This is a genomic window from Paenibacillus sp. FSL E2-0178, assembly GCF_038593005.1.
GTDB lineage: Bacteria > Bacillota > Bacilli > Paenibacillales > Paenibacillaceae > Paenibacillus_AQ > Paenibacillus_AQ phytohabitans.
The window spans coordinates 6168711-6181982 of record NZ_CP151953.1; the positions used below are offsets into that span (position 1 = coordinate 6168711).

The window sequence follows — 13272 nt, forward strand, 5'->3', positions numbered from 1 at the left end:
ATCCGTGTATGGAAACTAGAGATGTGATTTCGCTGATCTCCAAGATCAGAGAGAAGGTTAACCGGTTCATTGTTGCAGAGATGGTGAAGCAGGGGCTGGAAGGTATCGGCACTTCGCACGGGGACATTATTTATGCGCTGCTGCAGAAGCCGAGGCTTACTATGGCAGAGATCTCCGCCAAAATTAATAAAGACAAATCGACCGTCACGGCACTGGTTGATAAGCTGGTGCGGCTTGGCATGGTGACGAAGGAAAGGGAGAAGGAGGACACCAGGTTTGTGTACGTTGCTCTGACGGGGAAGGGGAGGGAGCTGGAAACAGTTTTTGAGGCGATATCCGCAGACATGCTCGAGCAGTTTTACCTCAATGTCACCGAACAGGAGAAGGAAACGCTGCTGGGCATTCTAATTAAAATCAATAACAACTTCTAAAAAAATATATTATATAGTTTGATATCAAACTAAAATTCAAAGGAGGAATTACTTGTGAGAGATTACACGACAGAATTGCCGCAGCATACAGAGAAATACATCGGTGAGAACGATCTGTATCTGCAGATATTCGCAGGAAGCAACCTCCCGGAAGACGCTGACCGCAGGCCTCCTTTACTATTCGTGCACGGTGCCTTTACCGGAAGCTGGATGTGGAGCAAATACATTCCCCATTTTATCCGTGAAGGCTGGACCTGTTATGTCATGAATCTGAGAAGCCATTACAGAAGCCGGGTGCTGGATATGACGGAGATAACCTTCGGGGACTATCTGGAGGATATAAGCGAGGTTATCGCTGAGTGCGGGGCTCCGCCTATTGTGATCGGGTTCAGCATGGGCGGGATTCTGAGCCAAAAGCTGGCGGAAACAGCAGAACTAGCCGGGCTTGTGCTGATCGATTCAAGTATTTGTAAGGAGGTTCATGATAGGGTGCCTTACCGGGACATCGTCCGGACACAACCAGGCCTCGTAGTGCCTGCCCCGGTTCGAGAGGAGCTGACGGGCATAGATGAATCGGCAGAGGATGTGGCTTTTCAAAGAAAGTACCTGACTATGGAGTCCTCCAAGGCGTTTAGCGCTTTTTCTTATCATTACGGTGCGGACGGAATCCCGGTGGACAGCCGGTCCATTACTTGCCCTTGTCTGGTTATCCATGCTGTTAACAGTGCGGAGGACGACCGCCGGGGCAAAGTAAACGCAGATTATTATCATGCAGAATATAAAGGCCTGTGGAACACCACGCATACGGGGTTACTCGTAGGGCAGCGGTATGTGGAAGCAGTGGAGATTGTTCTGGAGTGGTTGAAAAGAGTATTTTAACCAAAATAAGCATAAAGATCCGAGGTGACAAAATCTCGAATCTTTATGCTTTCTATTTGTTTGTTTATTGCTTGCAGTGGGCTATGAAGTTCTCCAGCCACTCTATCGTTACCGTCTCACGCAGAATTGCGCCATCCAGCACAAGATAATCACCGAAATTATCGCTGTCGAGTGGGGGGATGCTGTCATACCGCTCTTTATTTCTGCTTAAATGCTTCAGTCTCTCCTGATGCTGATGCAGCTGATGCTCCAATAGATGAATCCGGGTGGCAATATCCAGATTATTGGAGAAGTACATTCTCAGCCGGAACACATCTTTAGGCGTAGGCTCAAGCGGCTCTTCTTTTTTCAGCCATTGCAAAAAAGCTTTCTTGCCCTGCTCCGTAATCGAATACAGTTTTTTCTCCAGTATTTCTCCGCTAATTTGGATCTCGAATACAATAAGTCCCTCATCCAGCAGCTTTTTTAATTCCGGATAGATCTGACTGTGCTTGGCATTCCAGAACTCACCTAAATCCTTGCCGAATTCCTTACCTATATCATAGCCAGTCATTGGCTCTTTGTTTAATAACCCCAAAATAGCGTATTTCAAAGTTCTCATAAGCTTCGCTTCCTATACATATTCGTCGTTTTCTACTTCGCTAGTATAGCATATTTAGCCAGTCGACAATAACATTTGTTACATATGTAAAGAAACGTGTTGTATTAAACATATAAATATATACATGTTTGTATTGATATAAATAAGAGCCTGTGCTAATATGAAATCGGATTAGATGTGAATAAATTCACAATACGATTGATGAAGGAGAAGAAGATTGCAGTGGAACTTACAAAGAAGAGATGGATTATTCTGATTGCGAGCTGCTTTATTAACCTGTGTATTGGCTCAATCTACGCCTGGAGTGTATTTGCTGCCCCGATGGCAGCGTATTTGAGCGGGCTGACAGGACTCAGCTTAACACCGGGGGATTTGGCTATCGCTTTTACGATTACCAATTCAGTCGGTCCAATTACGATGATTTCAGGCGGATGGATTAATGACAGATTCGGGCCTAAGCGGGTAATTCTGGTAGGTGGCCTGTTATTCGGGGGCGGGATGATATTGTCCGGGTTTGCAACCTCGGTTAGCTTCCTGGTCCTTACGTACGGCATCGTACTTGGCCTTGGAACTGGCATGGTCTACGGCTGCACTATCAGTAACTCCATCAAGTTCTTCCCTGACAAACGGGGATTGGTTGGCGGAGTAACCACTGCTGCCTATGGATTAAGCTCGGTCATCATCCCTCCAATTGCCAATGGCTTGATTAGCTCGTCTGGAGTGAAATCAGCATTCTTAATCATCGGCAGCGCATTTCTTCTTATCATCTGCTCCGCTTCTTTCTTCATTGAGAAATGCCCATCTGATTTCGTTCCGGCAGGCTGGACACCCAAGTTGCCGGGTACGGGCCGTTCTCTAAAAAGCGACAAAGACTGGAAAGGCATGCTGGCAAGTCCGCTATTCTACGTAATGATCCTGTTATTAATCAGCGGTGCTTTTGCCGGACTAATGTGTACCTCACAAGCTTCACCTATCGCTCAAAAAATGGTTGGCCTGTCTGCGGCGGCGGCAACGACTGTGGTTTCTGTACTGGCTCTGTTCAACACGGGCGGACGCATCCTGGCGGGCTATATTTCTGACAAAATCGGCCGGATCAACACGCTTACCTTTGCTTCACTCTTATCTGTAGTGGGGCTCACCCTGCTGTATATTTCAGGAGCTAATAGTGTGGCGACCTTCTATATCGGTATTTCTGTGATTGGCTTAAGCTTTGGCTCCCTGATGGGCGTATTCCCCGGATTTACTGCAGATCAGTTCGGTGCCAAGAATAATAGTGTGAATTATGGAATTATGTTTATCGGCTTTGCATTAGCGGGCTATTTTGGCCCGTCCATTATGAAGAATGTGTACAGTGCAGACGGCAGCTATCAGAGAGCCTTTGTGATTGCGGCCATCTTTGGCATCACCGGAATTATCCTGACCTTTGTCTATAAGTGGGCTGTCAAATATCAGGCGAGAACTGCTGCTAAGCCTCAGGAAGCTAGTATATAAAGAACAGAAGCAATGTATAGAGAGAAGGAGAATGAAATCATGATTAGAAAATATCCGAACCTGTCTAAACCCATCACAATTGGTAATGTAACCTTCAGAAATAGAATGTTTGGCTCTCCTATGGGCGGAACCGATATTACAGCAGACTGTACGATTGGACCCAAATCCACAGCGTTCTATGAATTAAGAGCTAAAGGCGGCGCTGCCTCAGTTACAGTCAGTGAAGTTGTTGTACATCCCGAAACCGAAGCCTCCCATATGTACCATCTGGACCTGGGAACTGTAGATTCTCTTGCCAGCTTTACTTATACTGCAGATGCTATCCGCCGTCACGGAGCTATTGCGAGTGTTGAGCTATCCCATTCCGGACAGTACGCCGGTACATATCTGACGGACAAGAATAAGAAGCAGGAATTGGCCCAGTGGGGGCCCAGCCCCGGAGTACGCCCAGACGGCAGGGAAGTGAAGGAGCTTACACAAGCACTAATTGATGACATCGTAGCAGCCTATGGCAGATGTGCCGGACTGGCTAAGAGAGCCGGTTATGAGATGATTATGGTCCATGGCGGACATGGCTGGCTGATCAATCAGTTCTTTTCTCCGTACTTCAACCGTAGAACCGACAAGTACGGCGGAACTTTGGAGAACCGGGTGCGGTTTGCCCAGGAGGTTCTTGACAGTGTCCGCAACGCTGTAGGTCCTGGCTTCCCTATCGAGTTCAGAATAAGCGGTTCGGAGTTGTTTGAAGGCGGATATGACCTTACTGAAGGTATTGAAATTGCCAAGCTTGTCGAATCTAGAGTCGACCTGCTGCATGTATCTGCGGGCACGTATCAGACCGGCTTCGGAATCACCCATCCGTCGATGTTCTTGCCGCATGGCAGTAATGTGTATCTGGCAGCAGAGATCAAGAAGCATGTAAGTGTCCCCGTTGCTACGGTCGGCGGTTTAAATGACCCGGCTCAGATGGAAGAGATCATTGCCAGCGGTCAGGCGGATGTGGTTGAGATGGCCCGCGCACTGCTGGCTGATCCAGAGCTGCCCCGGAAGGTCATGAGCAACCGTGACGAGGACATTATTAAATGTCTGAGATGCTTCACCTGTATGGCGGAGCGTGCGGAGACCTCTACAAGACGCTGTACGGTGAATCCGTTAATCGGCCGTGAGATGGACGGGACAGAAATTTATCCTTCGGCTAATCCGCGTAAGGTTCTGGTAGCGGGTGCTGGCCCCGGCGGGCTGTATGCGGCGATGACTGCTGCCAAACGCGGACATCAGGTCATTTTATGTGAGAAGTCGGATGATGTGGGCGGTATTCTGCGGGGAGAGCAGGCGCTGCCCTTCAAATATGAGATGTATGAGCTGGGAGTTACTCTCGGGAAATTAGCCAAAGACGCAGGCGTCGAGATTCGTCTAAATACACCTGTGACCCAAGCGTATGTTGATAATGAAAATGTGGATGCGTTAATTATAGCTGTCGGTTCCGCAGCCATTGTTCCGCCAATCCCGGGACTTGATGGTGATAATGTAGTTGTAGTTAATGACTACTATCTGGAGAAAGATAAGATTACCGATAGTGTGGTTGTACTGGGAGGCGGCCTTGCGGGCAGTGAAGCAGCGATTCACCTTGCCCAGGAAGGCAAAACGGTACATTTGGTCGAGATGAGAACTGAGCTGGCACCGGATGCCAATATCAGACATCGCCCGATTATGCTGAAGGAGATCGACAAGCTGAATATTAAGGTTCATCTGGGGTATAAAGGGTTATGTGTTACGCCGGAGGGCGTAGTTTGCCTGAATCCAAGCGGGGAAGAGCAGCTGATTCCGGGAACCTCCGTAATATGTGCACTTGGACAACGGGCAAGAAGAGATATCGTAGAGGAGTTAATTGATTGTGCTCCTTATGTGGCTCAGATCGGGGACTGTGTAAAAGCGTCAACGATCACTACTGCAATTTATCAGGGATATCATGCAGCGCTTGATATTTAGTGACAGTTACTGAAAAAATCACGGTCACATTCCAGTAATGACTGGGTTTAGCCTTCCTTCATCCTGCAGATGAAGGAAGGCTTTTTTAAAAGATAAGAATTTATATGCTTCGGTATTAAATGTTCCTTATCCGTTTCTACTTGTTTGACGCATATCCCTCCAGGGGGGATACTGGGTATAGATGTTTAAGACCGTTTCATACTATAGGATATGGGGGATTCCATTGGCAACAAAGCAAAGAACTGCGGTCATTTGGGCGATCCTCGCGGCTGCACTATATGCAATCAGCACGCCGGTATCTAAAGAGCTATTAAAGGAAGTTCCGCCAACAATGATGGCTGCGCTTCTGTATCTGGGTGCTGGTATGGGGATGTCGGTCATCGGTTGGTTTCGTTCCAGAAGAGAAGTAGCGAAGAGGGAAATGCGGCTGACCAGGCAAGAGCTGCCTTTTACAGCTGGGATGGTTGTCTTGGATATCGCCGCTCCTATCTTCCTGATGATCGGACTAACGGTGACAACACCTGCAACGGTCTCACTCCTCAATAACTTTGAGATTGTCGCAACCGCGCTGATTGCCCTTCTGCTGTTCAAGGAGTCGATCAATTCAAGATTGTGGCTGGCGGTTATCCTCATTACAGCTGCCAGTATGATTCTCTCTGTCGAGGATTTCGGCAGTATCTCATTATCGTGGGGTTCAATATTTGTGCTGCTTGCAGCTGTCTGCTGGGGACTTGAGAATAATCTGACCTCCAAGCTGTCCGCCAAAGACCCATTACAGGTTGTAGTGATCAAAGGATTTGGTTCAGGGTTAGGCTCACTTGTCATCTCACTCATTCTTGGAGAAACTACAGATCGCATCGGGTATATCTTTGCTGCGTTGCTGCTGGGATTTGTTGCTTATGGACTGAGCATCTATTCGTACATATATGCACAGCGGTATCTTGGAGCGGCGAAGACAAGCGCTTATTATGCCATTTCTCCCTTTATAGGAGTGCTGCTGTCACTGATCATGTATTTCGATTTACCGTCCTTTTCGTTTATTATGGCACTAATCATTATGATCGCTGGTACTTATTTTGCCTCTACGGACCGTAAGGGGACACGAAATAAATAAAAGGCCGCATGAACCGGATGATCCGGTTACTTGCGGCCTTTTTAGTGTGGATTTTTAAGTGTGGCTATAGTTCAATCTATATACATCCGGTTAGATTAATGGAATTTGACAGTCTTGATCCGTGATTCCTGTTCGTAAGTAAGCGGGCTTGGCGTTTGCGGTGTGTGCAAATGGCGCTCTACGCTGTATTCCATTTTCCGGTAGTCTTCTTCTCCCGAAGCCATCCCAGGCTGCCACATTCCGGTTACCCAATTCTTCAGTTCCTTAATTCCTGCCAGCATTGCATTCATCCTCCTTGGCGATGAAATCCGATGGAAAATAGGGTTTCGATCACTTTTGTTTACGCTTTCATTATAACACGGATCAGTCGAAAATCAAAGGTGTGTCCGTGTGAAATAGACAATAAAAGAGTACAAAGTGTGAATTGGAGAGGCTTTGTGCTTTGTGAAAGGAGTTGTGTCCTTGTGGGAGAGACAATAGGGGATGAGGAATGGTAAAAGAAAAAGCGACTGCCGGATATGGCGGTCGCTTGCAGCAAACTCCTGTAGGGAAAGCTTATTTGATACGTTTCAATGCGGCTTCCTGATCAATAGAACGTCTGGCCAGCATGTCCAGTGTAGCATCATGTACGGTTAATGTTTTGTCTATCCGCTCAAGAGTGTCCCGGGTTGCAATGACTTCAGCATTGACTTCGGATACAGCCTGCTGGATCAGCGGGATCAGCTTCGTATTTTCTTTGATGCTGTCAATATCAGCCTTCATTGTGCCCAGCTCGGACCGTATCTCTTTGATATCGGATTTCATATCTGTAAATTCAGCCTTCATCTCTGTCACTTCAGATTTCATTCCCTGTAATTCCGTAAGAATCTGTTGCAGAATCGGATCGCTCATCGTCACAGCTCCTCAAATATAGATTACATCAGAAGCGGGCTCTTTGGATTATGTTTAATTATTATAGCATAAGCCGGGGGGACAGGCCGAGGAAAAAGAGCAAACTGGCTGAAGCGCGGCATTCCTGCCTGGAACAAAGAAAATCTCTAATTATGAGTGTTTTTTACACTAATAATTGGGATATTTACCAATCGGCAAAGATGCTATATTGATTTTGGTAAGCGGTTGCATAAAAATCCTGAAGCTGATTTTATGCATCAGCCGATCACAACAAACCGGGAGGAATAAACGATCCATGCCAAAAAAGAAATCGTTTCTGTCATTCATCTTCACCACGGTCTTGCTGCTCGCTATGGTCACACCGATGGTCTCTGCTGCAACGGAAGAACAGGCGCCACAGGAGCAGGCAGCCGTAGCTGCCGCTGCATCCACAGGTCTTCAATCCTACGTAGATGCCATGCAACCGGGATGGAATCTGGGCAATTCACTGGATGCGACCGGAGCCGATGAGACTTCCTGGGGTAACCCGGCCGTCACACAGGCTCTAATCAAGAAAATTGCTGCCCAAGGCTATAAGAGCATCCGGATTCCCGTGACCTGGGATGTACATACGGGAGCGGCTGCCCCGTATACAGTGGATGCGGCCTATTTGTCACGTGTCCAGCAGGTTGTTGATTGGGCAGTAGCAGAGAATTTGTATGTCATGATCAACGTTCACCATGATTCCTGGCTGTGGATCAGCAAAATGGAGCAGCAGCATGATCTGGTGCTGGCCCGCTATAAGGCAGTCTGGACTCAGATTGCGAACCGCTTCAAGGGATATTCCAGCAAGCTGATGTTCGAGAGCGTGAATGAGCCGCGTTTCACCGATGGCGGAACGACGGATGAGGCCAAGGCGATTCAGATGCTGGATGAGCTGAATGTGGCTTTCCATGGCATCGTCAGAGCCTCCGGCGGGAATAATGCCACCCGTCCGCTGGTGCTGTCCACGCTGGAAGCTTCACCGACGCAGACCCGGATGGATGCCCTGTACCAGACCATCACCAGGCTGAACGACTCCAATCTGATCGCAACCGTACACTATTACGGATTTTGGCCGTTCAGTGTCAATATTGCGGGATATACCAGATTCGAGACCGATACCCAGAACGATATCGTGACTACTTTTAATAATGTCTATAACACCTTTACGGCCAAAGGCATTCCCGTTATTGTGGGCGAGTATGGGCTGCTCGGTTTTGACAAGAATACAGGTGTGATCGAGCAGGGGGAGAAGCTGAAGTTTTTCGAATATCTGGCTTATTATCTGAAGTCTAAGCAAATTACACCGATGCTGTGGGACAATGGCCAGCATTTCGGCCGCACTTCCTTCCAGTGGTCCGATCCGCAGCTTTACAATATGATGAAGGCCAGCTGGACCGGCCGTTCGTCCACTGCTGAAAGCGATCTCATTCATTTGAAAAAGGGTGCCGCAGCCAAGGATGTGACGGTTAAGCTGAATCTGAACGGCAATACGCTCTCTTCAATTCTATACGGTAGCCAGCAGCTGGTGCAGGGAACGGATTATACCCTAAGCGGTGACCAGCTGACGTTCAAAGCAGCGAAGCTCACCAGCCTGACTTCTTCCGGTAAGCTTGGCGTCAATGCAGTTTTGACGGCCCGCTTCAACAAAGGAACGGATTGGAATTTTAACGTAATTCTCTATAATACGCCAAAGTTAAGCAGCGTTCAGGGAACAGCCAGTGCTTTTAAAATACCGGCTGTGTTCAATGGCGATACTCTCGCTACTATGGAAGCCGTATATGCTTCTGGAGGGAATGCCGGCCCGCAAAACTGGACGTCTTATAAAGAATTTGCTTATACGTTTACGCCTTCCTATACCACGGGTGAAATCAGTCTGCTGCCGGCGTTCTTCAATGAAGTGAACAATGGTGACGTGATCCTGAAGTTCCATTTCTGGAGCGGCGAAGTCGTGAATTACAAGATCACCAAGAACGGAACGAGCGTTACCGGTACGGCAATGTAGATGTAGCACAAGCAGAAGATGTACATGATAGCCTTCTTTTATCCTGCGGGATGGAAGAAGGTTTTTTATTGCGGCAGCCTTAAATATCCAAGAAAATCTTGGGGATACTATACCAAACGAACGGGGAAGGAGGGCATCTATGGAACCGGACACACAGAATATTCCTACGCTGCGGCATATTCTTGATGAATTCGATCAGTGTGCGGATCTCAGCCACCGGCGCTTTCCTGAACTCTCCGCTGATATTGTGTATTTCCCGCATACGGTGGATAACAACCTGCTAATCCAGGAAATATTGCTGCCCTTTGACCGGCTTCAGGCGGATGGGCTGGATAAGTTGTTCCTCCAGTCCCAATTTGTTGAGACAAGGGAGTCCAAAGCCGTGGTGGTCGGCATACTGGAGGGCTGTGTAGCTGTCTTCCACGGGGAAGCTGTCTACTTACTGGACGCCTACGGCCCGGAAGGCCGCAGTGTACAGCAGTCGGAAACGGAGACGGTAATTGCCGGCCCTCATGATGCCTTCGTGGAATCCGCTCCTACGAACCTGAGCTTAATCCGCCGCCGGATCAAAAGCTCGCATCTGAAAATTATCCGGTGTGAGATCGGAGAAATTTCCAAAACAACTGTGTACATCCTTTATATCAAGGATATTGCCAATCTTAAATATGTCCAGGATCTGCAGAACCGGATCAACCGGATTGAGACAGATGCGATTAATGACGGCGGGACGCTGACCCAGTTCATTGAAGATATGCCGAATTCGGTGTTCCCGCAGTTTCTGACTACGGAAAGACCTGATGTGGCTGTGTCGAAGCTGGCGGCCGGGCGGATCATCACCATCGTTGACAATAGTCCGACAGCGATCAGTGCGCCCTCCTCCTTTTTCGAATTCTTCTCATCACCGGATGATTACTACCAGCGCTGGGCACTGGGGACGGCACTGCGGCTGCTCCGGTTTCTGGCTCTTGTAATAACGATATCATTCACGGCGATGTATGTATCGGTAACTACCTTTCATTACGAGATGATTCCCGAAGCGCTGCTCCGAACGTTGGCTGAATCACGGAACAGGGTGCCGTTTCCTCCTGTTTATGAAGCGCTGCTGATGGAAATCATGATCGAGCTGCTGCGGGAAGCCGGAGCGCGCCTGCCAACCAAGATTGGACAGACGATCGGGATCGTGGGCGGGATTGTGATTGGTCAAGCGGCTGTACAGGCTGGCCTGACAAGCAATGTGCTTATTATCGCAGTAGCCTCATCTGCCATTGCCTCTTTTGTGATTCCCAGCTATATGATGAGCGCCTCTATCCGCCTGATCCGCTTCGGAATCATAATACTCACCGGAATATGGGGCAATATTGGACTTGTAATGGGTATAGCCCTGATCGTAATTCATTTATCCAACCTGACGAGTCTGGGTTCGTCCTATCTGACCCCTATTGCTCCAATGAAGACGGGAGACTGGAAGGATGTGTTTATCCGTGCTCCTTTCTCGAAGCTGAGCAGCCGTCCGTCCCAGAGTAAGACCATGAATTCCATCAGGCAAAAAAACAAAAAGTAGGAGTGGACGTTATGCCCGAAAAGCTGCGCCCCTTTCATATTGCCGTTCTAATGCATATGACCCAATCCGGAATTGTGATCTTCACATTGCCCCGCAATCTGGCCGACTATTTCGGTACCAACGGATGGCTTTTTCTGGTGCCGTGTATCGTAGTCTCTACCTTCAATATCTATTTAATTTCACTGGTCTTCCGGCTTGGCCAAGGGAGGTCTGTATTTGAGATTATGGAGCAGACAATTCCAAGGCCGGTGCTGTATCCCTTTTATGGCGGCCTGGCTGCGGTCTGGCTTGTTTTTGGCTGCATGATCGGCAAGAAATACGTACTAATCTTCCAAATGCTGTCCTTCCCGACAACGAATCCCATGGTGTTCAAGCTGGCTGTGGACATTCTGGCCTTTCTGATGATTACCAAAGGAATCTATTCCATCTCCAAAGCGGCAACGCTGTTCTTCTGGCTGTCTGCCTGGATGTATCTGCTCATGCTGTGGTTTTTTCCGGCGTTCCGCTGGGAACGCCTGACTCCGTTTATTCTCAAAGGCGGGCATAATCAGTTCAAAGGAGCGATGGAGATCTATTCCGCTTTTCTCGGTTACGAATTATCGATACTGCTGTTCCCTTACGTGAACAAGAACAAAAAGGCTATGGCGGGCGTCTATGCGGGAAATCTCTATTTAGCTGTGCTGTATATCTCGCTGGCGATCATCTGCTTCGGGTTCTTCAGTCTGGGGCAATTGAAAAAACTGCTCTATCCCTTGCTTGATTTGCTGGCGTATATCCAATTTCCGTTTATAGAGAGGCTGGAGAATCTGCTGTACGGGCTGTTTCTGTTCCCGGTTCTGGTCACTGTTGTAATGTACTGGTGGGCGGCACAAGAGTCGGTACGAAGAATGCTCCCCAGAATAAAACTATCCGTGCTCTCTTTCCTGCTGATTGCGATTTCCTACAGTATCTCTTTTATTCCGAAGACACTGGATGCAGTGGGGGTCTGGATCACTAACCTGGGGTACGCGGTGACCGGGATTGCTTTCGGGTTTCCTGTACTATTGCTTCTATTGCTGCTGATTCAGCGGAAAGGGGGAGAGGTCCGTGCATAGACATAATTTTTGCATGGCAAGGTTGTTCCTGATTCTATTGCTTATGCTTCCTCTGCTGCTGGCCGGATGCAAAAGCGACGAGAGAATCCTTGAGAAGCTGGGCCTGGTACAGACGGCGAGCTACGATCTTGCAGAGAATAACAGGATCAAAGTTACCTCCTGCGTCCCGGTCATTGACCCGGATTCCTCCGTACGCCGCGAGCTGCTGTCTACTGTCTCGGATAGCATTAAGGAAGCGAGAATCATGTTCTCCAGACAGACAGATTTGACGGTTGTCAGCGGGCAGCTCAGAGATGCATTGTTTGGTCTGAAGCTGGCCAAAGCGGGACTCGGGGATTACATTGATACCCTGCTGCGGGACCCCTCTATAGCCCTTGGCGTCAAGGTTACAATTATTAACGGGGATGCCGGTGAAATTCTGGCCAAGGATTACAAGCCGCATACGGATACCGGAAGATATATCAATCATCTGCTGGAGAAAGAGGCGGCCGGCAACAGCATTCCCAATACCACACTGTATGAATTCTCCCGCGACTATAATGACGATGGCATAGATCCGGTGGCACCGATAGTCAAGGATAGCGGGGACAAAGCCATTATTGACGGCATTGCCTTATTTCAGGAGGACCGTTACAGAATGAAAATTCCGGCTCAAGACGGGATATTCTTCGGACTGTTCCGTGATGACCTGAGGCAAGGGGAGGCCGCTCTCCATTTGGGGGAAGAGGATGGCCGGCAGGTGGTAGTGATGTTCAGTTCATTATTGAATTCACGCAAGGTGAAGGTTCATCGTCTGGGGCCCGGCCGGTTCAAAGTCGAGCTTCTGGCGAATATCCAGGGCTCCGTGCTTGAATATACCGGACACCATTATCTGAATAAGGCCGGGGTAAGACAACAGCTGGAGCGGGATATCGCAGATGTGATTATGGCCAAAGCCAAAGAAATGGTGTCGCAAATGCAGCAGCATAACGTAGATAGTCTCGGAATCGGGATACAGATAAGGAATACTTTGAGCTATAAAGAGTGGAATCAAATGAATTGGCGGGAGGTTTATCCGCAGGTGGAGATAGAGTGCAAGGCCAAGGTGACAATCAAGGATTACGGGAAATACATGTAGGCACTCCCCTGATTATTTCAATTTATAAATATACAAAATAGGGCAATGGGTGTAAAATTGCATTACTTAGGTCTTCCC

The 13272-nt window shown here is 48.4% G+C and carries 12 protein-coding genes; 9 read left to right on the forward strand and 3 right to left on the reverse strand.

Going from position 1 to position 13272, the window contains the following annotated elements:
* Positions 1–8: 8 nt before the first annotated feature.
* Together MHI42_RS26945 and MHI42_RS26950 are read left to right on the forward strand one after the other, a co-directional pair.
* Positions 9–431 (forward strand): MarR family transcriptional regulator, encoded by a 423-nt coding sequence (locus MHI42_RS26945; protein ID WP_342421173.1) that lies wholly within the window; start codon positions 9–11, stop codon positions 429–431.
* Positions 432–485: 54 nt separating this feature from the next.
* Positions 486–1310, forward strand: a complete 825-nt coding sequence (locus MHI42_RS26950; RefSeq protein ID WP_342421174.1) for an alpha/beta hydrolase — start codon at positions 486–488, stop codon at positions 1308–1310.
* A gap of 64 nt (positions 1311–1374) precedes the next feature.
* Here MHI42_RS26950 and MHI42_RS26955 read toward each other — a convergent pair whose 3' ends face one another.
* Complete coding sequence (locus tag MHI42_RS26955) at positions 1375–1911, reverse strand: PadR family transcriptional regulator (protein ID WP_039297747.1); 537 nt, start codon at positions 1909–1911, stop codon at positions 1375–1377.
* A 222-nt stretch (positions 1912–2133) separates the two neighbouring features.
* Between MHI42_RS26955 and MHI42_RS26960 the strand changes: the two genes are divergently transcribed.
* From MHI42_RS26960 to MHI42_RS26970, 3 genes are all read left to right on the forward strand, one after another.
* A complete protein-coding gene (locus MHI42_RS26960; protein ID WP_039297745.1) occupies positions 2134–3402 on the forward strand; it encodes an OFA family MFS transporter in 1269 nt (422 codons plus the stop codon).
* A gap of 39 nt (positions 3403–3441) precedes the next feature.
* Positions 3442–5391 carry an NAD(P)/FAD-dependent oxidoreductase gene (locus MHI42_RS26965; protein WP_042139721.1) on the forward strand — a complete coding sequence of 650 codons (1950 nt, stop codon included), beginning with the start codon at positions 3442–3444 and terminating at the stop codon, positions 5389–5391.
* A 223-nt stretch (positions 5392–5614) separates the two neighbouring features.
* On the forward strand, positions 5615–6505 hold the full coding sequence (locus MHI42_RS26970) for a DMT family transporter (protein ID WP_342421175.1): 891 nt from the start codon (positions 5615–5617) through the stop codon (positions 6503–6505).
* A 95-nt stretch (positions 6506–6600) separates the two neighbouring features.
* Here the strand turns inward: MHI42_RS26970 and MHI42_RS26975 are convergent, their stop codons facing one another.
* On the reverse strand, positions 6601–6786 hold the full coding sequence (locus MHI42_RS26975) for a hypothetical protein (RefSeq protein ID WP_039297739.1): 186 nt from the start codon (positions 6784–6786) through the stop codon (positions 6601–6603).
* A gap of 274 nt (positions 6787–7060) precedes the next feature.
* Positions 7061–7396: a histidine kinase gene (locus MHI42_RS26980; protein ID WP_342421176.1), complete on the reverse strand. Its 336-nt coding sequence runs from the start codon at positions 7394–7396 to the stop codon at positions 7061–7063.
* A gap of 295 nt (positions 7397–7691) precedes the next feature.
* On the opposite strand from MHI42_RS26980, the gene MHI42_RS26985 reads away from it, so the two are divergent.
* The 4 genes from MHI42_RS26985 (at position 7692) to MHI42_RS27000 (ending at position 13194) form a co-directional block, all read left to right on the forward strand.
* Positions 7692–9422: a cellulase family glycosylhydrolase gene (locus tag MHI42_RS26985; RefSeq protein WP_342421177.1), complete on the forward strand. Its 1731-nt coding sequence runs from the start codon at positions 7692–7694 to the stop codon at positions 9420–9422.
* A 139-nt stretch (positions 9423–9561) separates the two neighbouring features.
* A complete protein-coding gene (locus MHI42_RS26990) occupies positions 9562–10983 on the forward strand; it encodes a spore germination protein (RefSeq protein WP_076248420.1) in 1422 nt (473 codons plus the stop codon).
* 11 nt (positions 10984–10994) lie between these two features.
* Complete coding sequence (locus tag MHI42_RS26995) at positions 10995–12077, forward strand: GerAB/ArcD/ProY family transporter (protein ID WP_171718725.1); 1083 nt, start codon at positions 10995–10997, stop codon at positions 12075–12077.
* A gap of 13 nt (positions 12078–12090) precedes the next feature.
* Positions 12091–13194: a Ger(x)C family spore germination protein gene (locus MHI42_RS27000; protein ID WP_342421178.1), complete on the forward strand. Its 1104-nt coding sequence runs from the start codon at positions 12091–12093 to the stop codon at positions 13192–13194.
* Positions 13195–13272: the final 78 nt, after the last annotated feature.